18 protein-coding genes and 1 tRNA gene are annotated in these 19301 nt (G+C 63.9%); 12 read left to right on the plus strand and 7 right to left on the minus strand.

Features of this window, described 5'->3' with window-relative positions; genetic code table 11:
- The first annotated feature begins 5 nt into the window (after positions 1-5).
- Positions 6-161 (plus strand): hypothetical protein, encoded by a 156-nt coding sequence (locus DFR40_RS17115; RefSeq protein WP_170160145.1) that lies wholly within the window; start codon positions 6-8, stop codon positions 159-161.
- 21 nt (positions 162-182) lie between these two features.
- Here the strand turns inward: DFR40_RS17115 and DFR40_RS03090 are convergent, their stop codons facing one another.
- The 3 genes from DFR40_RS03090 to DFR40_RS03100 form a co-directional block, all read right to left on the minus strand.
- Positions 183-2018, minus strand: a complete 1836-nt coding sequence (locus DFR40_RS03090; protein WP_245985587.1) for a putative bifunctional diguanylate cyclase/phosphodiesterase — start codon at positions 2016-2018, stop codon at positions 183-185.
- A 49-nt stretch (positions 2019-2067) separates the two neighbouring features.
- On the minus strand, positions 2068-3132 hold the full coding sequence (moaA, locus tag DFR40_RS03095; RefSeq protein WP_121457027.1) for a GTP 3',8-cyclase MoaA: 1065 nt from the start codon (positions 3130-3132) through the stop codon (positions 2068-2070).
- A 221-nt stretch (positions 3133-3353) separates the two neighbouring features.
- Positions 3354-3429 (minus strand) — tRNA-Asn (locus DFR40_RS03100).
- A 142-nt stretch (positions 3430-3571) separates the two neighbouring features.
- On the opposite strand from DFR40_RS03100, the gene DFR40_RS03105 reads away from it, so the two are divergent.
- Positions 3572-5170 (plus strand): AsmA-like C-terminal region-containing protein, encoded by a 1599-nt coding sequence (locus DFR40_RS03105; RefSeq protein ID WP_170160146.1) that lies wholly within the window; start codon positions 3572-3574, stop codon positions 5168-5170.
- A 69-nt stretch (positions 5171-5239) separates the two neighbouring features.
- Here the strand turns inward: DFR40_RS03105 and DFR40_RS03110 are convergent, their stop codons facing one another.
- Positions 5240-6445 (minus strand): amino acid aminotransferase, encoded by a 1206-nt coding sequence (locus DFR40_RS03110; protein ID WP_121457029.1) that lies wholly within the window; start codon positions 6443-6445, stop codon positions 5240-5242.
- 83 nt (positions 6446-6528) lie between these two features.
- On the opposite strand from DFR40_RS03110, the gene uvrB reads away from it, so the two are divergent.
- A complete protein-coding gene (gene uvrB / locus DFR40_RS03115) occupies positions 6529-8601 on the plus strand; it encodes an excinuclease ABC subunit UvrB (protein ID WP_121457030.1) in 2073 nt (690 codons plus the stop codon).
- Complete coding sequence (locus DFR40_RS03120) at positions 8598-9080, plus strand: low molecular weight protein-tyrosine-phosphatase (RefSeq protein WP_121457031.1); 483 nt, start codon at positions 8598-8600, stop codon at positions 9078-9080. The genes uvrB and DFR40_RS03120 overlap by 4 nt, the downstream gene beginning before the upstream one ends.
- 72 nt (positions 9081-9152) lie before the next feature.
- Here the strand turns inward: DFR40_RS03120 and DFR40_RS03125 are convergent, their stop codons facing one another.
- A complete protein-coding gene (locus tag DFR40_RS03125; protein WP_121457032.1) occupies positions 9153-11819 on the minus strand; it encodes an Rne/Rng family ribonuclease in 2667 nt (888 codons plus the stop codon).
- Positions 11820-12219: 400 nt separating this feature from the next.
- Between DFR40_RS03125 and DFR40_RS03130 the strand changes: the two genes are divergently transcribed.
- The 4 genes from DFR40_RS03130 to DFR40_RS03145 are packed head-to-tail and all read left to right on the plus strand — an operon-like array spanning position 12220 to position 15161.
- On the plus strand, positions 12220-13224 hold the full coding sequence (locus DFR40_RS03130; RefSeq protein ID WP_121457033.1) for an RluA family pseudouridine synthase: 1005 nt from the start codon (positions 12220-12222) through the stop codon (positions 13222-13224).
- Positions 13221-13871 carry an HAD family hydrolase gene (locus tag DFR40_RS03135; RefSeq protein WP_121457034.1) on the plus strand — a complete coding sequence of 217 codons (651 nt, stop codon included), beginning with the start codon at positions 13221-13223 and terminating at the stop codon, positions 13869-13871. Before DFR40_RS03130 ends, DFR40_RS03135 begins: the two co-directional genes overlap by 4 nt.
- The gene (locus tag DFR40_RS03140) at positions 13850-14209 is read left to right on the plus strand and encodes a Rieske (2Fe-2S) protein (RefSeq protein WP_121457035.1); all 360 of its coding nucleotides are present in this window, start codon (positions 13850-13852) and stop codon (positions 14207-14209) included. Before DFR40_RS03135 ends, DFR40_RS03140 begins: the two co-directional genes overlap by 22 nt.
- Positions 14202-15161 (plus strand): S49 family peptidase, encoded by a 960-nt coding sequence (locus tag DFR40_RS03145; RefSeq protein ID WP_121457036.1) that lies wholly within the window; start codon positions 14202-14204, stop codon positions 15159-15161. Before DFR40_RS03140 ends, DFR40_RS03145 begins: the two co-directional genes overlap by 8 nt.
- On the opposite strand, the gene DFR40_RS03150 is transcribed toward DFR40_RS03145, so the two are convergent.
- Together DFR40_RS03150 and DFR40_RS03155 are read right to left on the minus strand one after the other, a co-directional pair.
- Positions 15162-15869 carry an SAM-dependent methyltransferase gene (locus DFR40_RS03150; protein ID WP_121457037.1) on the minus strand — a complete coding sequence of 236 codons (708 nt, stop codon included), beginning with the start codon at positions 15867-15869 and terminating at the stop codon, positions 15162-15164.
- On the minus strand, positions 15869-16447 hold the full coding sequence (locus DFR40_RS03155) for a Maf family protein (protein ID WP_121457038.1): 579 nt from the start codon (positions 16445-16447) through the stop codon (positions 15869-15871). Before DFR40_RS03155 ends, DFR40_RS03150 begins: the two co-directional genes overlap by 1 nt.
- Positions 16448-16561: 114 nt before the next feature.
- On the opposite strand from DFR40_RS03155, the gene DFR40_RS03160 reads away from it, so the two are divergent.
- From DFR40_RS03160 to DFR40_RS03175, 4 genes are read left to right on the plus strand one after another with little or no spacing between them, the layout of a single operon-like run.
- Positions 16562-17050, plus strand: coding sequence for a YceD family protein (locus DFR40_RS03160; protein WP_121457039.1), 489 nt, complete (start codon positions 16562-16564; stop codon positions 17048-17050).
- A gap of 19 nt (positions 17051-17069) precedes the next feature.
- Positions 17070-17249 carry a 50S ribosomal protein L32 gene (gene rpmF, locus DFR40_RS03165; protein ID WP_121457040.1) on the plus strand — a complete coding sequence of 60 codons (180 nt, stop codon included), beginning with the start codon at positions 17070-17072 and terminating at the stop codon, positions 17247-17249.
- 54 nt (positions 17250-17303) lie between these two features.
- Positions 17304-18332 (plus strand): phosphate acyltransferase PlsX, encoded by a 1029-nt coding sequence (gene plsX, locus DFR40_RS03170; protein WP_121457041.1) that lies wholly within the window; start codon positions 17304-17306, stop codon positions 18330-18332.
- Position 18333: 1 nt separating this feature from the next.
- Positions 18334-19293: a beta-ketoacyl-ACP synthase III gene (locus DFR40_RS03175; protein WP_121457042.1), complete on the plus strand. Its 960-nt coding sequence runs from the start codon at positions 18334-18336 to the stop codon at positions 19291-19293.
- The last annotated feature ends 8 nt before the right edge of the window (positions 19294-19301 follow it).

Here is a 19301-nt window from a genome sequence, read left to right on the forward strand (position 1 = left end):
TTGCCATGCGCTTCTGCCAGCCCTGCCGGGAACTGGTACAGCGTCACCGAAAGGCGGCCCGTTGGGTCGCCTTTTTCATTGGTCTGTCGATTTTCTTCACCCTGCTCGGCCTGGTCAGCGACCCGGTCAACGGGGTCGGGTTTTGCAAGATTTATCCTTGAACCGATGGTGGTTCGGGGAATTTAGCGGTCGACCAGGAATTTTTCGGCAAATTGGCCGGGCGGCAATGGTCGGCTGAGCAGGTAGCCCTGCAGGATGTCGCAGTTCAGCGCTTGCAGTGTCTGTAACTGCTGCGGCGTTTCGACGCCCTCGGCAACGACTTGCAGCGACAGGCTATGGGCCATCGCGATGATGGCCCGGACCAGCGGTTCGCTGTCGCCGTCGCTGCGGTCGGCAGCGAGCGGCCGGATGAAGGAGCGGTCGATCTTGAGCACGCTGATCGGCAGGCGCTGCAGGTAGGACAGCGATGAATAGCCGGTGCCGAAGTCGTCGAGCGCGATGCCGATGCCGGCGGCGCGCAGGCGGTTGAGCTGCTCGATGCCGTCGCCCTCCGGGTCGAGGACCACCGATTCGGTGATTTCGACTTCCAGCGCCGAAGTCGGCAGGTCGGCCGCGGCCAGCGCGTCAAGCATCCCCTGGGCCAGCGATGGCCGCCAGAACTGGCGGGGCGAGAGATTGATGGCGATCGGCGGGACTTGCGGATAGCGGTGGCGCCATTCGGCGATCTGCGAGACGGCGCGGGCGATCACCCATTCGCCGATGGGCACGATCAGCCCGCATTCCTCGGCGACCGGGATGAACTGGTCGGGCGGGATCATCGTCTCGCCATCCTGCCAGCGCAGCAGGGCTTCGGCGCCGACCAGGCGGCCATCGCCGGCTGCCACCTTGGCCTGGAAGTGCAGGCTCAGCCGGTCCTCCTGCAGGGCCTGGCGGAGGCGGTTCTCGAGCGAGACGCGCTGGCTGACGCGCTGATCCATCTGTGGCGTGTGCAGGCGGATCGCGTTGCCGCCGGCCGATTTGGCCGCGTACATCGCGGTGTCGGCGTGGCGGAGCAGGGTCTCGCCGTCGTCGGCGTCATCCGGAAAGAGGCTGACGCCGATGCTGGCGCTGGTGAAGAAATCGGTGCTGCCACCCTTGATCGGCTCGGTGATGCATTCCTTCAGCGCCAGCGCGATCGCCAGCACATCATCCTCGCCGTGCAGGGGGCTGGCGAGCACGATGAATTCGTCGCCGCCCTGGCGGTAGAGGCGGCAACCGGCCGGCAGGCTGGCGCGCAGGGTTGCCGAGACAGCCTGGAGCATCTGGTCGCCGGCGCGGTGGCCGAGGCTGTCGTTGATGTTCTTGAAGCGGTCGAGGTCGATGAACAGGACCGCCAGTCGCTGGCGATCGCGGCGTGCCCGGTCGATGGCGTCCTGCAGGTGTTCGGCGAACAGCAGGCGGTTGGGCAGGCCGGTCAGCATGTCGTGCTGGGCGAGGAACTCGAGTTCCTCCTGGTGGCGATGGCGTTCGGTGATGTCGGTGACCGAGCCGACCATCAGGTAGGCGCGTCCCTGCGCGTCGCGCACCGCCAGTCCGCGCGAGGCGATCCAGCGGTATTGCCCGTCGCTGGCGAGGACGCGGTATTCGCAGTAGAAATGACCATTCTCGCCTTTCAGGTGACGTGCCACCGCGGCATTGTAGAAAGCCCGGTCGTCGGGATGCACCAGGCGCAGCCAGGCGTTGGTGTCGGGTAGGAAGTCTTCGCGGTAACCGAGGATCTGCAGCAGGCGCGAGCCGACCTGGAGCTTCTTGGTCAGCGGGTTCCAGTTCCAGAAGCCGTCGTGGGCGGCCTGCATCGCCAGCTGATACGCTTGCGAGATCGAGCGGAAATGCTGGTATTCGGCATAGCCCAGCCACAGCGTCGCCAGGCCGGCGGTGGTGAGCAGCAGCGTTGACCAGGGGCCGGGTGCCAGGGCATTGAAGAGCAGGGCGGCGCTGGTCGCGACCAGCAGTCCGACGGCCAGGACGGGGTGCTGCAACGAGGATGACCAGGGAGCTCTGGCAACGGTCATTCGCGCTCCCCGCTACTCAGCCGCCAGTCATCGACATGAAGCGCACGACTTGCGGGGCGTCCATCTGCTGCGTGAAGTCGTGGCCGAAAGGCTTGATTCCCATGCTGTCGGTGATGGCCTGGCGCAAGGCGTCGTCATTGCCACCGTCACGCAGGATCGGCAGCAGGTTGAGCGCATCGTTCTGGCCCAGGCAGGGGTAGAGTTCGCCCTTGGCGGTGACGCGGACACGGTTGCAGCTGTCGCAGAAATTGTGGCTGTGCGGCGAAATGAAGCCGATCCGCGATTCGCTGCCGGGGATCCGCCAGTAGCGTGCCGGGCCGCCGGAGTTCTCGGTGGACGGGATCAGCTCGAAGTGGCGGCCGAGCATTTCCCGGGTTTCTTCCGACGAGATGTAGGTCCGGCTGCGGTCGTGGATGTCGCCCAGCGGCATTTCCTCGATGAACGAGATGTCCAGCTGCCGTTCGACGGCAAAGCGCGTCAGTGCCAGGAATTCGTCGTCGTTGGTGCCGCGCATCATCACGGTGTTGAGCTTGGTACGGGTAAAGCCGGCTGCGCTGGCGGCGTCGATGCCGCGCAGCACCTTGTCGAGATCGCCGATCCGGGTGATGCGGCGGAAGCGCTCGCGGTCGAGGGTGTCCAGGCTGATGTTCAGGCGGCGGACGCCGGCCGCCTTGAGCGGCGCGGCGAAACGGTCGAGCTGCGAGCCGTTGGTGGTGAGGACCAGGTTGTCGAGGCCGGGCAGGGCGCCGAGGCGTTCGATCAGCCACATCACGTTCTTGCGCACCAGCGGTTCGCCGCCGGTCAGTCGCAGCTTGCTGACACCGAGGCTGACGAAAGCCCGGGCCACGCGCAGGGATTCCTCCAGGCTCATCACCTCGCTGCGTGGCAGGAAGGTCATTTCCTCGGCCATGCAGTAGGTGCAGCGGAAATCGCAGCGGTCGGTGATCGACAGCCGGACGTAGGTGACGTGACGCCCGTACTTGTCCACCAGCGTTCCCGGGCTGTGGCTGCTGCTTGCCTGCGGCCGGAAGTCGCCAAGGCTCTCCGGCGTTGTTTCGGCATGGAGTGTTTCGTTGTGCATGGGCGGATTATCAGTGCACAAATTGCCGCCAACAAGGGGGTAGATCGAAGTTGGTAGAGTGCAGCTTTTGTTGAAATGCTTATGGAATTTTCGTTTCGCGCTGTTTTATGCTGTTATAATTTTCTGCTTTGGCGGCGCGCTGCCCTTGCGTCCTGGGCTTGCGCAAAATGGCCGGGGCGGAAATGAAAAAGCCCAGCCAAAAGGCTGGGCTTTCCGAAACTTGGCTCCCCGACCTGGGCTCGAACCAGGGACCTACGGATTAACAGTCCGGCGCTCTACCGACTGAGCTATCGGGGAAACGAAAGCGCGCATTGTAGGAGTAGAATGGCGTCGAGTCAAGTCGTCTCGGCGGTTTCTGAATGAAGGCAGGTCGATGAACTCCGGTCAGATTTATGCAAAAACCCCGACAGGGGACGAAGCGGTACGGCAGAGCACGAGGGTGGTTCAGCGCAACCTCCGGCTGGTTCTGGTTCAGGTTGACGGCAAGCTGACTGTCGGCGAACTGGCCCAGAAGATCGGCAATGCCCGCCTCGTCGAAAATGCCATCCGCGAACTCGAAAGCGGCGGCTACATCGTTCCGCTGGCCGGTGCCGCGGCTGCCTGGGAAGTCGGTATTCCAGTCGCCCCCCGCGGCGATCAGCAGGTTTCGGCGATTTCGCAGTTTTCCACCTTCGGCGCCTCGCGGACGCCCTCGCTGGCGGGCCTTGAGGGCCGCAGCAGCAAGTTCTCGTCGTTCGGCAAGCCGATCCTGCCAGCGACGCGCGTCGATGCCGAGCCACGTCTCGAGGCATCGCCGATGCCGCATGAGGAAGTGCCCGAGCCATTGCCGGGCGCGCGCCGTTCGCCGCTGGGCATGTTGCTGGCGGGGCTGCTGATCCTCCTGCTCGGCGCCGCACTGGTTTTCTTCTTTTATCCCTATGGCGGGCACAAGGCCGATGTCGAGCGCGCGGCGACCGGGATGCTCCAGGTGCCGGTCACGGTCGACGGCGTTTCGATGCGGTTTTTGCCGGCACCGGCGCTGGTCATCGACGGCATGCGGGTCGAGGGCGGCGGAAAGATCGATCAGGTCCGCCTTGGCGCTCCCTGGAAACTGGTTTTCGGTGGCGTCGATTCGCTTGCCGCAGCGACATTGAGCGGCGTCCGTTTCACGCCTGCGCAACTGCTCGCGTTGCCCGGTTTCGACAGCCGCAGCTTGCCGCTGGCAGCTTTGCGCCAGGTGACGGTCGAGGATTTTGGATTGCTGCTGCCCGGCGGTACCGAACTGGCCTCGCTGAACGGGCGTCTGCAATGGTCTGGCGGGCGTTTCGAGCAGGCCGTGCTGGAAACGCCGGATCGCGGCCTGCTCATCAAGGCACGTCCGCAGTCGGCGGCAATCGCCCTGGAAATCGAAGGGCGGGCGTGGAAGCCAGGTGCGCTCCCGATCAGCTTTGCTGCGCTGCAGGCGCGTGGTGTCCTGTATGCGGATCGACTGCAGGTCTCGGAAATCGATACCACCGTGCTTGGCGGCGTGCTCAAGGGAGACTGGTTGCTGACCTGGTCCGGCAGTGGCCTGGCGATGTCCGGTGCCGCCTTGCTGGCGCGGCTCGACCTGCGTCAGGTGGCGGCGGCCCTGGCGCCGGCGCTGAAGATCGAAGGTGAGCTTGCCGGCAATCTGCGCTGGCAGGGCCAGGCGGGCGACTGGGATGGTCTGTGGCCTGCGCTGGCGGCGCAGCTGGCTGGCGAGGTGTCGCGCGGGGTCATCCATGGCGTCGATCTCGGCGAGGCGGCCAGGCGTGGTCCGGGCGCTCAGGTGCGCGGCGGAGCGACCCGCTTCGACAAGCTTGATGCTGCGCTGACGCTCGATGCCGGCGGTCTGACGATGCGCAATATCCGGCTCGATGCCGGTTTGATGACGGCGAGCGGCCAGGTTGCTGCGAACGCCGGTGGCGATATCGACGGTCGTCTGCTGCTGCTGGCGCGCTCGTCGGTCGCGACGGTGCGGGTGCCGTTGCTGCTCGGCGGGCGTCCGGGGGATATCGGGCTGACTGTCGAGCGCTGATGCGAATCTGACGGTCAACAAGAAAAAGGGCGGGAAAATCCCGCCCTTTTTCTTGTTCTTGAACGCGGATTACTTGGTCACCGTGGCGATTGCCTTGGCGACGTAATCGATGTTCTTGCTGTTCAGCGCAGCCAGGCAGATGCGTCCGGTGGACACGGCGTAGATGCCGAATTCTTCCTTCATCCGCTCGACCTGGGCGGCCGTGAGGCCGGTGTAGGAGAACATGCCGCGTTGCTGGACGACGAAGGAGAAGTCCTGGGCGCAGCCGGTAGCCTTGATCGCATCAACCAGGCCGGTGCGCATCGCGCGGATGCGGTCGCGCATGCCGGCCAGCTCGGCTTCCCACTGGGCGCGCAGTTCGCTCGAGGCGAGCACGCCGGAGACCAGGGCAGCGCCATGGATCGGCGGGTTGGAGTAGTTGGTGCGGATGACGCGCTTGACCTGCGACATGACGCGGCCCGACTCTTCCTTGGAGGCGGTGACGACCGACAGGGCGCCGACGCGTTCGCCGTACAGCGAGAAGTTCTTGGAGAACGAGCTGGAGGCGAAGAACTGCAGGCCGGAAGCCGAGAAGGCGCGGATCGCGACGGCGTCGGCATCGATGCCGTCGGCGAAGCCCTGGTAGGCCATGTCGAGGAAGGGGACCAGGCCGCGTTCCTTGCAGATGCCGACGACTTCAGCCCACTGGGCGTCGCTCATGTCGGCGCCGGTCGGGTTGTGGCAGCAGGCGTGCAGCAGCACGACGGAACCCGGGGCCATCTTGTTGAGGTCGGCCTTCATGCCGGCGAAGTTCACGCCACGGGTGGCGGCGTCGTAGTAGGCGTAGTCCTCGACGACGAAGCCGGCGGCTTCGAACAGGGCGCGGTGGTTTTCCCAGGACGGGTTGGAGATGTAAACCTTGGCGTCCGGGTTCAGGCGCTTCAGGTAGTCGGCACCGATCTTCAGGGCGCCGGTGCCGCCGATGGCCTGGGCGGTGATCACGCGACCGGCGGCGAGCAGGTCGGAGTCCTTGCCGAAGAGCAGGTTCTGGACGGCGGTGGTGTAAGCGGCCGGGCCTTCGATCGGCTGGTAGCCGCGCGGCGGAGCCGCTTTCAGGCGGGTCTCTTCGGCGGCCTTGACGGCGGCCAGCAAGGGGATCTTGCCGTTGTCGTCGAAGTAGACGCCGACGCCAAGGTTGACCTTGGTGTCACGCGGATCGGCGTTGAAAGCTTCGTTCAGACCGAGGATCGGGTCGCGCGGGGCCATTTCCACCGCAGCGAAGATCGAAGAGGACATTAGCGACTCCGTGGAATAATAGAGAAAGGGAACAACAATAACGCGCGATGCAGCCATCGCGACGACAAGCGCAGAATTTTATCATGAGCCAATCCAACAGCAGTACGCCGGTTGTCTGTTTCGAAGGCAGTCCCTATCGCCTGCACCAGCCGTTTCCACCGGCCGGTGATCAGCCGGAGGCGATTCGCCTGCTCACCGAAGGGGTCGAGGACGGACTGTCGTTCCAGACCCTGCTCGGCGTCACCGGCTCGGGCAAAACCTACACGATGGCCAACGTCATCGCCCGCACCGGGCGTCCGGCCCTGGTGCTGGCGCCGAACAAGACGCTGGCGGCGCAGCTGTACTCGGAGTTCAAGGAATTCTTTCCGGAAAACGCCGTCGAGTACTTCGTCTCGTATTACGACTACTACCAGCCGGAAGCCTATGTGCCGTCGCGCGACCTGTTCATCGAAAAGGACAGTTCGATCAACGACCACATCGAGCAGATGCGCCTGTCCGCGACGAAGAGCCTGATCGAGCGGCGCGACGTGGTGATCGTGGCGACAGTCTCGTGCATCTACGGCATCGGCGATCGCGACGAATACCACAACATGATCCTGACCATGCGCGTCGGCGATCGCATGGATCAGCGGGATATCGTCAAGCGCCTGACCGACATGCAGTACGAGCGCAACGAGATGGACTTCCATCGCGGCATCTTCCGTGTGCGCGGCGATGTCATCGATATCTTTCCGGCCGAGCATGCCGAGCATGCGATCCGGGTTTCCCTGTTCGACGACGAAATCGAAGCCTTGCAGTTCTTCGATCCGCTGACCGGCCAGTTGCTGCACAAGGCCCTGCGTTTCACGGTCTTTCCGGCATCCCACTATGTGACGCCGCGGGCGACGGTGTTGCGCGCGATCGAAGCGATCAAGGATGAACTGCGCCAGCGGATCGAGTTCTTCACCAGCAACCAGAAGCTGGTCGAGGCGCAGCGGATCGAACAGCGCACCCGTTTCGATCTCGAAATGCTCGACCAGATCGGCTTCTGCAAGGGCATCGAAAATTATTCCCGGCATTTTTCCGGGCGCCGGCCGGGCGAATCGCCGCCGACGCTGATCGACTACCTGCCGCGCGATGCGCTGATGTTCATCGACGAATCCCACGTCAGCATCGGCCAGGTCGGCGGCATGTACAAGGGCGACCGCTCGCGCAAGGAAAACCTGGTTGATTACGGCTTCCGCCTGCCCTCGGCACTCGATAACCGGCCGCTGAAATTCGACGAGTTCGAGCGGCAGATGCGACAGACGATTTTTGTCTCGGCGACGCCGGCCGATTACGAGAACCAGCACGCCGGCCAGGTCGTCGAGCAGGTCGCCCGGCCGACCGGGCTGATCGATCCGGAGGTCATCGTGCGCCCGGCAACGACCCAGGTCGACGATCTGCTCGGCGAGATCAACAAGCGGGTTGCCGTCGGTGAGCGGGTGTTGGTGACGACGCTGACCAAGCGCATGGCCGAGGATCTGACCGACTTCCTCGCCGATAACGGGATCAAGGTGCGCTACCTGCATTCGGACATCGATACCGTCGAGCGCGTCGAAATCATCCGCGACTTGCGTCTGGGCGAGTTCGACGTGCTGGTCGGCATCAACCTGTTGCGCGAGGGGCTGGACATCCCGGAGGTTTCGCTGGTTGCGATCCTCGATGCCGACAAGGAAGGCTTCCTGCGCTCCGAGCGCTCGCTGATCCAGACCATTGGCCGCGCCGCCCGTCATATTCATGGCACAGCGATCCTTTACGCTGATAGGATTACGCAATCCATGCAAAAAGCCATCGCCGAGACGGAGCGGCGGCGGGAAAAGCAGATCGCATTCAACGAACAGCACGGCATCGTGCCCCGCGGCGTGTCCAAGAAGATCAAGGACATCATCGACGGCGTGTACGACGCGGAGGCAGCGCAAACCCAGCAAAAGGCAGCGCAACAGCGTGCGGTCTACGATTCCATGGATGAAAAAACCGTCGCCAGGGAAATCAAGCGACTCGAGAAGCAGATGCTCGATTGCGCGAAAAACCTGGAATTCGAAAAAGCGGCGGCTGCACGTGACGAACTTTTCCGGCTCAGGGAGCGGGTATTCGGGGCGGCGCAGCACGACCCTGATGGAGATGACCGGAAATGATCTACCGCGTGCTGCTCGTCTGCATGGGCAACATCTGCCGTTCGCCAACGGCAGAGGCTGTTCTAAGAAAATTCATTAGAATCAGAAATCTGGGCGATAAAGTTGAAGTGGATTCTGCGGGAACGCATGGCTATCACGTCGGTGAGGCTCCGGATTCCCGTACCCAGCGGGCCGCTGCCGCGCGCGGCTATGACCTGTCCCAGTTGCGGGCGCGCAAGGTGGCGATGCAGGATCTCGATTACTTCGATCTGGTCCTGGCGATGGATCTGAGCAATCTCGACAACCTGAAGCGGATGGCGTCGCCGGAACAATTGCCGAAGATCCGCCTGTTCATGGAATACGCCAGGAATTTCGACGACCGCGAGGTGCCCGATCCGTATTACGGTCTCGGCCATGGTTTCGATCTCGTCCTCGACATGGTCGAGGATGCTGCCCAGGGCTTGCTTGACGAGGTCGCCGGGAAGGTCGGCACGGCCTGAGCACCAGCTTCGTCGCAGCAGGCATGAAAAAGGGCGTCCGCAGACGCCCTTTCTTGTTGGTGGCAGAAACGCTTACTTCTGCGTTTCAACCATCACCATGGCTTCGTCGGCACCTGGCTCGACCGCCTTCGGCTTGCGCGGACGACCTAGCTTGACCGGCGGCTCGACCGGGGCGACGGCGATTGCCGCGGTGGTCTGCACCATCACCAGGCCGCTGTCCTTGAGCGCCGATTCGACGTCGATGACTGCGCTGGCGGCAACCGGGGCGCTGATTTCTTCGCGGATCGGGGTGTCGACCGTGGACGTTTCGGCGATCGGCTCGACTACCGCAACCGGCGCTTCGACGGCGGCAGGTGCTTCCTCGACTGCGACCGCGATGGTTTCCACAGCCGGGGCTTCGACCACCAGCGGTGCCGGGGCTTCTTCAACGACGACGGCTTCAGGGGCTGCGGTTTGCGGGGCGGCTTCGGTCGTTGCAACGCTTTCGATGGCAGCGACGCTGTCCGTAACCGCCGGGATCGTGACGATCAGCGGTTCCGGGTTGGCCGCTTGCGCTTCGCGGGCTTCGGCATTTTCCGCGACGGCGGTTTCGGCCGTCTGGTTTTCCTGCTCGTTGCGACGTTCGCCGCGACCACGACCACCGCGGCGACCGCGGCGACGGTTGTTGCCTTGCTCTTCACCGCCCGGCACTTCAACGTTGGCGGCGACGGCTTCCGGCAGTGCCTCGGCCGCCATCACCTGTTGCTCGATCGCCGGCTTGGCTTCGTTCTGCGGACGCTCGCGGCGTTCCTTGCGCGGGCGCCGTTCCTGGCGCTCGCCGGTGGTGGCTTCCTCGCGGGCCGGCTTCTCGGTGCGTTCGCCATTGCGGTTGCCGCGTTCGCCGTTGCGTTCGCCTTCGTCGCGACGGTTGTTGTTGCGGTTGCCGCGGCGGTTCTCGCCACCACGGTCGCGGCGACCGTCGCCATTGCGGCCTTCGCGCGGCTTGCGCGCCGGTTCTGCCTTGACTTCCGGTGCCGGCGCAGGGGCTGCGCTGCCGCCGAAGATCGACTTGATCCAGCCAAACAGGCCGCCGGATGCCGCCGGGGCTGCCGGGGCAGCGGCCTCGGATTTCTCGGCGATGACCGGTGCCGGCTGTTCCGGCGAGATGCCCTTGATCGCGGCTTCCTGGCGCGGCTTGCCGTTGTCGTGGCTGGCCGCCTGCTTGGCGGATTCCTCGACCGGCTGGTCGACCATCTTGTAGGACGGTTCGCGCAGGTCGTCGTTGTTCAGGTCGTCGTGGCGCAGGCGGGTGATCGTGTGCGCCGGCGTCTCGAGGTGAACGTTCGGGATCAGCAGGATGGTGACCTTGTGGCGCAGCTCGATCGCCTGGATGTCCGGGCGCTTCTCGTTGAGCAGGAAGGTGGCGACATCGACCGGAACCTGGACATGCACGGCGCCGGTGTTTTCCTTCATGGCTTCCTCTTCGAGGATGCGCAGGATGTGCAGCGCGGCCGATTCGGTCGAGCGGATGTGGCCGGTGCCGGAGCAGCGCGGGCAGGGGATGTAGCTGGTTTCGGCGAGGGCCGGGCGCAGGCGCTGGCGCGACAGTTCCATCAGGCCGAAGCGGCTGATCTTGCCCATCTGGACGCGGGCGCGGTCGAAACGCAGGGCGTCGCGCAGGCGGTTCTCGACTTCGCGCTGGGCCTTGCTGTTTTCCATGTCGATGAAGTCGATGACGATCAGGCCACCGAGGTCGCGCAGGCGCAGCTGGCGGGCCAGTTCGTCGGCGGCTTCGAGGTTGGTCTTGAGCGCCGTTTCCTCGATGTCCGCACCCTTGGTGGCGCGGCCGGAGTTGACGTCGACGGCGACCAGGGCTTCGGTATGGTCGATGACGATGGCGCCGCCCGACGGCAGGTTGACCTGGCGGGCGAAGGCGGTCTCGATCTGGTGTTCGATCTGGAAGCGCGAGAACAGCGGCACGTCGTCGCTGTAGCGCTTGACGCGGTTGATGTTGCCCGGCATCACCGTGCCCATGAAGGCCTTGGCCTGTTCATAGACTTCATCGGTATCGATCAGGATTTCGCCGATGTCCGGCTGGAAGTAGTCGCGGATGGCGCGGATGACCAGCGAGCCTTCGAGATAGATGAGGAAGGCGCCGGATTGCTGCTGGGCGGCGCCTTCGATGGCGGACCACAGTTGCAGCAGGTAGTTGAGGTCCCACTGCAGCTCTTCGGCCTGGCGGCCGATGGCGGCGGTACGGGCGATCAGGCTCATGCCGCCGGGGACTTCCAGCTGGTCCATGATTTCGCGCAGCTCGGTGCGTTCGTCACCGTCGACGCGGCGGGAGACGCCGCCGCCACGCGGATTGTTCGGCATCAGCACGAGGTAGCGGCCGGCCAGCGAAACGTAGGTGGTCAGGGCGGCGCCCTTGTTGCCGCGCTCATCCTTGTCGACCTGGACGATCAGTTCCTGACCTTCCTTGAGGGCGTCCTGGATGCGGGCCTTGCCCGGCTCGACGCCGGACTGGAAATAGGCGCGGGAGACTTCCTTGAACGGCAGGAAGCCGTGGCGCTCCGAACCGTAATCGACGAAGCAGGCTTCGAGCGACGGTTCGATGCGGGTGATGACACCCTTGTAGATGTTGCTTTTCCGTTGTTCCTTGGCGGCGGATTCAATGTCGAGATCAATCAGTTTCTGACCATCGACAATGGCGACACGGAGTTCTTCCGCCTGTGTCGCATTGAAGAGCATGCGTTTCATTGTTTTGGGGCTCCAGCTCGCTGGTGCTCACGGCAACGAAACGCCCATGCAGGCAGCGACAGGTTCAGTTATCGGGTTGCGTCATGTGATTGGCGGCAAAGGCGATGATGAATGTGCTGATCGTTAAATGACCGCGAGTCTTTTTATGAAATGCGCGATCTTGGAATTCCTGCGACGGGCGATCCGTGCGTGCTTGTGGCGAGCTAATCCGTTAACATCACTACTTTTGGTGAGTGAACTTAACCAGTCGTTTCACGTAGGTTTGTCCCGGGCAATTGGCACGGGAGGGACTTCGTGGCCTGCCGCATGGCAGTCGCGCTTGTAGCGCGAGGGCGGACGGTCTGACGGTTCGGCATCCCTTGCAAACGAGAGACGTGAAACGCATGCAGTATATTAGAAAATGAATGGCGCTGGGAACAATTCGGTCTGTCATGTCCTGATCGGCGAAGATGCCGTCGGGCAGCGCCTCGACAACTATCTGATCCGCCATTGCAAGGGCGTGCCGAAGAGCCACGTCTACCGCATTCTGCGCAGCGGCGAAGTCCGTGTTAACAGCCGCCGGGTCGATGCCACCTATCGCCTGCAGGCGGGCGACAAACTGCGCATTCCGCCGGTCCGCATCGCCGAAAGGCCGCGCGACGAAGTCGATGAAGCTGCCAAGGCGCGTGTCGATCTGCCGGTGATCTTCGAGGACGAGGCGATGCTCGTCATCGACAAGCCGGAGGGCATCGCCGTGCATGGCGGTAGCGGGGTCAGCTTTGGCGTGATCGAGGTGCTGCGCCGGCAACGGCCGCAGGCCAAGTTCCTCGAACTGGCGCACCGGCTCGACCGCGAGACATCGGGCATCCTGCTGGTCGGCAAGAAGCGGCTGGCGCTGACCGCGCTGCACGACATGTTTCGCGAGCACGGTGCCGGCGCCGACAAACGTTACCTGGTGCTGGTCAAGGGGCGCTGGATGAATGCGACGCAGCACGTCAAGGCGCCGCTGCTCAAGTACCTGACCGAAAGCGGCGAACGCCGGGTATCGGTGAATGCCGAGGGCAAGGCATCGCACACGGTGTTCCGGCTGCTCGCCCGCTGGCCGGAGATGAGTCTGCTCGAGGCCCAGTTGAAGACCGGGCGCACGCACCAGATCCGCGTGCATCTGGCGCATCTCGGTTTTCCCATCCTGGGCGACGAGAAGTACGGTGATTTCGACCTCAACAAGCGCCTGCGTCCGGGCGGTCTGAAACGGATGGCCCTGCATGCCTGGCGGATGGCTTTCCGGCATCCGCTGAGCGGGGCCCCGCTCGAGTGCGTGGCACCGTTGCCGGCGGGGATTGCCAGCTACATTGCCACGGTCGACGCGGAAAATTCGCGCGAATTCACCGCCGACAACCTGCAACAGATTCTGGAGCGACAATGAAATACGAACTCGTGGTCTTCGACTGGGACGGTACGCTACTCGATTCGGCCGGTGCCATCGTCCGGGCGATCCAGGCTTCCTGTCGCGACCTTGGTCTGCCGGTCCCGGACGATGCGCGGGCCAGGCATGTGATCGGTCTCGGTCTGGCCGACGCGATGCGCCACGCGGTCCCTGACCTGACGCCGGAGCAGGTGCCGGCGATGGTCGAGCGCTATCGTTTCCATTACCTCTCCGGCGATCATGCGCTGACGCTGTTCGATGGCGTGCCGGCGATGCTGGCACGACTGCAGGCGGCCGGCCACATCCTGGCGGTGGCTACCGGCAAGAGCCGGGTCGGGCTCGAGCGTGCCTTCGATCATTCCGGTCTGCGCCCGTTCTTTCCGGCGTCGCGCTGCGCCGACGAATGCCATTCGAAACCGCACCCGCAGATGCTCGAGGAGTTGATGGCGGAATTCGGCGTTGCGCCGGCGTCGACCGTGATGATCGGCGACACCTCGCACGACCTGCTGATGGCACGCAACGCCGGGGTCGACGGGCTGGCGGTGACCTATGGCGCGCATCCTCACGATCACCTGCTCGAGCATGCACCGCTGGCCAGCTTCGATGATGTTGCCGGGCTCGAGAGATGGCTGCTGGCCAACGGCTGATCTGCGCTGCCGGCGAGCTGGCGGACGGCGGAAAAGGCGTGCGTTTCACGGTCGACCGTGAAGGGCGGGCAATTCCTGCGTTCGCCATCCGCTACCGCGGTCGGGTCTACGCCTACATCAATGAATGCGGCCATGTGCCGGCGGAACTGGATTGGCAGCCGGGCGAGTTCTTCGATCTTTCCGGGCTATACTTGATCTGCGCCATTCATGGCGCGCTGTACGCACCGGATAGCGGGCGCTGCCTCGGCGGCCGCTGCCAGGGCAGGGGGCTGAAACCCCTGCCGGTGCAGGAAACCGACGGCAATCTTTTCTTGATGCTGGAAAACAACGATGGATAGTTCCCAACGCCCCGACAGCGATCCCGCCTGGGAGCGCAAGACCCTTGAGAAACTTGCCTACGCAACGCTCAACGAGCAGCGGGCGCGGCGGCGCTGGGGCATCTTCTTCAAGCTGCTCGGCTTCGCCTACGTCGGTTTCATCCTGGTCACGCTGGTCGAATGGGATAGCGCCAAGGTTGCCGACAAGCACGTGGCCATGGTCGATCTGCAAGGGGTCATTGCCGCCCAGTCGGAAGCCAGTGCGGAAGGTCTGATCTCGGCGCTGAACGCAGCTTTCGATGCGCCGAACTCGCAGGCGGTCGTGCTGCGCATCAACAGTCCCGGGGGTAGCCCGGTCCAGGCTGGCATGGTCAACGACGAAATCCGCCGTCTGCGCACCAAGTACCCGGAAAAGGCGCTTTACGCGGTGGTCGAGGACGTCTGCGCGTCGGGCGGCTATTACATTGCCGCAGCCGCCGACCGGATCTATGTCGACAAGGCCAGCGTCGTCGGTTCGATCGGCGTGCTGATGGACGGCTTCGGTTTCACCGGGACGATGGAAAAGCTCGGCGTCGAGCGGCGCCTGCTCACCGCCGGCGAGAACAAGGGCTTCCTCGATCCGTTCTCGCCGCAAGCCGAGGCGCAGAAGGCGCACGCCAGGACCCTGCTTGCCGATATCCACCAGCAGTTCATCGACGTCGTCAAGGCCGGGCGCGGCGAGCGCCTCAAGGACAATCCGGAAATCTTCTCCGGGCTGATGTGGACCGGTGCGCAGAGCATCCAGCTCGGCCTTGCCGACGGCTACGGTACGGTCGATTCGGTGGCTCGAGATGTCGTCAAGGTCGAGGAAGTGCTCGACTACTCGGTCAAGGAGAATCTTGCCGAGCGTTTCGCCAAGCGCCTCGGCGCCGGTGCGGTCGACAGTTTCTGGCGCGGTTTTTCCAGCAGCCTGTCGGGGCCGCACCTGAACTGATCAGGCGAGCAACAGGAAGACCGTCGGACGCCGCTCGATTTCGGGCGGCGTTTGTTTTTTCCACTGGCTGATCGTCTGCGTCCTTACCATTTCGCCTGGCAGGGTCAGGTCGGTGGCGACGCACAGGCGGGTGCCGGGCTGGCAGTGCTGGAGGATGGCGTCGAACATGGCCCGGTTGCGATAGGGGGTTTCGATGAACAGCTGGGTCTGCTGCCGTTTTCGCGATTCCGCTTCAAGGTCGCGCAACGCCTTGCTGCGCTCCGTGTCTTTCGCCGGCAGATAGCCCTGGAAGGCGAAGCGCTGGCCGTTCAGGCCGGAAGCCATCAGAGCCAGCAGCAGCGACGAGGGTCCGATCAGCGGTACGACGCGGATGCCTTCGCGTTGGGCCAGGGCGACCAGATCGGCACCCGGATCGGCGACCGCAGGGCAGCCGGCTTCCGAAAGCAGGCCGACGTCGTGGCCGGCGCGCAGCGGTTCAAGCAGGCGGGCGAGGGCCTCGGCCCGGGTGTGCTCGTTGAGTTCCTCGAGCTCGAGTTCCTGCAGCGGTAAGTCGGTGCCGGCTGCCTTCAGGAAGGCGCGGGCGGTTTTTGCCTGCTCGACGACGAAGTGGCGCAGCGGTCGCAGTGTTGCCAGGACGCCGGGGTGCAGGCTGTCCTGCGGGGCGCTCGGGCCGAGGGGGACGGGGATCAGGTAGAGGGTGCCGGTCATCAGAGGATCGCCACGCCCTGGTTGCGCAGCATGTCGCACAGGGCGATCAGTGGCAGGCCGACCAGTGCGTTCGGGTCGTCGCCCTGCATGCCGGCCAGCAGTGCGATGCCGAGGCCTTCGGATTTGGCCGAGCCGGCGCAGTTGTAGGCAGGTTCGCGGCGCAGGTAGTTTTCGATCTCCTGGTCGTCGAGCTGGCGGAAGGTGACCAGTGTCGATACTCCGCGGACCTGGCTTTCGCCGGTGGCGGCGTTGTACAGGCAGAGGCCGGTGAAGAAATTGACGGTCTTGCCTGACAGCTCGCGCAATTGCGCAACGGCGCGCTGGTGGTCGCCGGGTTTTCCGTAAATCCGGCCGTCGACCGTCGCAACCTGGTCGCTGCCGATGATCAGTGCTGACGGATGGTCGTTGGCGACGGCTCTGGCCTTGGCTTCCGAGAGGCGCAGCGCGAGGGCTTCGGGGGTTTCGTCGGCGAGCGGGGTTTCGTCGGTCTGCGGGTTGGCGACGGTAAAAGGCAGGCCGAGCCGGGCGAGCAGTTCGCGGCGGTACGGCGAGGTCGAGGCGAGTACGAGGTTCGGCATCTTGAAAGTTTTTGTGCAACAAAGTCTTGCGTCGACTACTTGAAGCAGCACTTTGTTTTGACTTGGTGAGCCAAAAATAATATCATTCCCCGTTTAAGTCGCAACAGGTTCGGTTTGAAAAGGATCAATGACGCCTTCGCCTTTGCCCGGGATGCGCGTGTTCTGAAAGGAACACTGGCGGTTTCAGCCTTGGAGCGCCTGCATGACCTGCTGGCCGAGGTGGCCGGGGAAGTCTCCTGGCATCTTGAAGGTTTCAAGGGTGCTCGTGGTGAACCCATGCTGCGGCTGACCGTCGGTGGAAGCATTCCGCTGGCGTGTCAGCGTTGCCTGGAGGCCATCGACTTCAAGCTGGCGGTCGACAGCGTGCTGGAGATTGTTCCGGCCGGTGCCGACCTGTCGCAGGACGAACTGGAAGACGACAGCCGGGATTACCTTCCGGTGGAAAAGGAACTGGATGTGGCGGAGTTGGTCGAGGACGAGATTCTCTTGTCCCTGCCGGTTGCGCCGCGACATGATGGATGTGGTTTGCCTGGCGCGTCCGGCGCTGGTGATCGGGTTAATCCGTTCGCCGCGCTGGCCGGGCTCAAAGGCAAGCCGAACTGATTTTTTTTGGAGTAACAAAATGGCCGTTCAACAGAACAAGAAGTCCCCGTCCAAGCGTGGCATGCACCGCGCCCACGATTTCCTGACCGCACCCCCGCTGGCTGTCGAGTCGACCACCGGTGAGACGCACCTGCGCCACCACGTTTCCCCGAGCGGTTTCTACCGTGGCAAGAAGGTTCTGAAGGCCAAGGGCGAGTAATCGTTCAATAAAGGGCAGGTGGCTCCTTCGGGAGTGCCTGCCTTTTCTTTTGCCATGACAACCCGCATCGCCATAGATTGCATGGGGGGTGACCACGGGCCGTCGGTGACGGTGCCCGCGGCTATCCGTTTTCTTGCAGAACATCCGGCGGCCCATCTCGTCCTGGTTGGTCAGGAGGAGGTGCTGCGTCCGCTGCTCGGCACTTCGGCCGATGATTCACGTCTGCGCATCGTTCACGCCAGCGAAGTGGTCGGCATGGACGAGTCGCCGGCGCTCGCCTTGCGCAACAAGAAGGATTCTTCGATGCGCGTGGCGATCAACCTCGTCAAGTCCGGCGAGGCCGACGCCTGCGTTTCGGCCGGCAATACCGGCGCGCTGATGGCGATTTCGCGATTCGTGCTGAAAATGCTTCCCGGCATCGACCGGCCGGCGATCTGTGCGCCGTTGCCGACGGTGAATGGGCATACGCACATGCTCGACCTTGGTGCCAACGTCGATTGCGGGCCGGAGCATCTGCTCCAGTTCGGGATCATGGGGGCCATGCTGGTTGCGGCGATGGAGCACAAGGAGCGGCCGACGGTCGGTATCCTCAACATCGGCGAGGAAGAGATCAAGGGCAATGAGGTGGTCAAGGCTGCCGCCGATCTGCTTCGCGGCTCCGGTCTCAATTTCGTCGGCAATGTCGAAGGCGACGGCATCTACAAGGGCGACGCCGATGTCATCGTCTGCGATGGCTTTGTCGGCAATGTCGCGCTGAAGACCTCCGAAGGCCTGGCGCAGATGCTGGCGTCGTCGTTGCGCAGCGAGTTCAAGCGTAACTGGCTGACCAAGATCGCTGCGTTGATCGCCATTTCGGTCCTCAACAATTTCAAGAAGCGCTTCGATCATCGCCGTTACAACGGCGCGATCCTGCTCGGCCTCAAGGGCATCTCGGTGAAGAGCCACGGCTCGGCCGACGAGCTGTCCTTTGGTCACGCCATTTCCCGTGCCTTCGATGCGGCGGAGAATCGCGTCCTCGAGCGGATCAGCGAGCGCCTGGCGCAAAGCAGCGCGGCTTCGTCCGCGGTCGTGGAGACTCCCTGACATGTATGCACGCGTGATCGGTACCGGCAGCTACCTGCCGGGAAATCCCGTCAGCAACGACGACCTCGCGGCGCGGGGTATCGATACCAACGACGAGTGGATCGTCACCCGTACCGGTATCCGTTGCCGCCACCTGGCCGAAGCCGGCACGACCTCGAGCGAGCTCGGCCTGGTTGCTGCCCAGCGGGCGCTGGAAATGGCCGGGGTTGCTGCCGCCGATCTGGATTTGATCGTCGTTGCGACGTCGACCCCGGACTTCATCTTCCCGAGTACCGCCTGCATCATCCAGGGCAAGCTGGGCAACAAGGGGGCCGCCGCTTTCGATGTGCAGGCCGTTTGTGCCGGTTTCACCTACGCCCTGGGTATTGCCGAAAAATTCATCGCCTCCGGTTCGCACAAGAAGGCGCTGGTCATCGGTGCCGAGGTTTTCTCGCGCATCCTCGACTGGAACGATCGTGGTACCTGCGTGCTGTTCGGCGACGGCGCCGGTGCGGTCGTCCTCGAAGCTTCCGAGACGCCGGGCATCATGGCGACGGCGATGCACGCCGACGGCAGCCAGTTCGGCATCCTCAACGTGCCCGGGCAGGTTTGCGGCGGGCAGGTGACTGGTGATCCTTTCCTGCGCATGGATGGACAGGCCGTCTTCAAGTTCGCCGTCCGTGTCCTCGCCGACATCGCCGAAGAAGTCTGTGCCAAGGCCGGTATCGCCACCGCCGATCTCGACTGGCTGATCCCGCACCAGGCGAATATCCGGATCATCGAAGCCACCGGCAAGAAGCTCGGGGTCAACCGGGAAAAGGTGATCGTTTCCGTCGATCGCCACGGCAACACCTCGGCTGCATCGGTGCCGCTGGCGCTGGACGAAGCCGTTCGCGACGGACGCATCCAGCGCGGCCAGAAGGTTCTGGTCGAGGGCGTTGGCGGCGGTTTCACCTGGGGCGCGGCCCTGCTCGAATTCTGATAACAGGA

The organism is Azonexus fungiphilus (assembly GCF_003634965.1).
GTDB classification, from domain to species: domain Bacteria; phylum Pseudomonadota; class Gammaproteobacteria; order Burkholderiales; family Rhodocyclaceae; genus Azonexus; species Azonexus fungiphilus.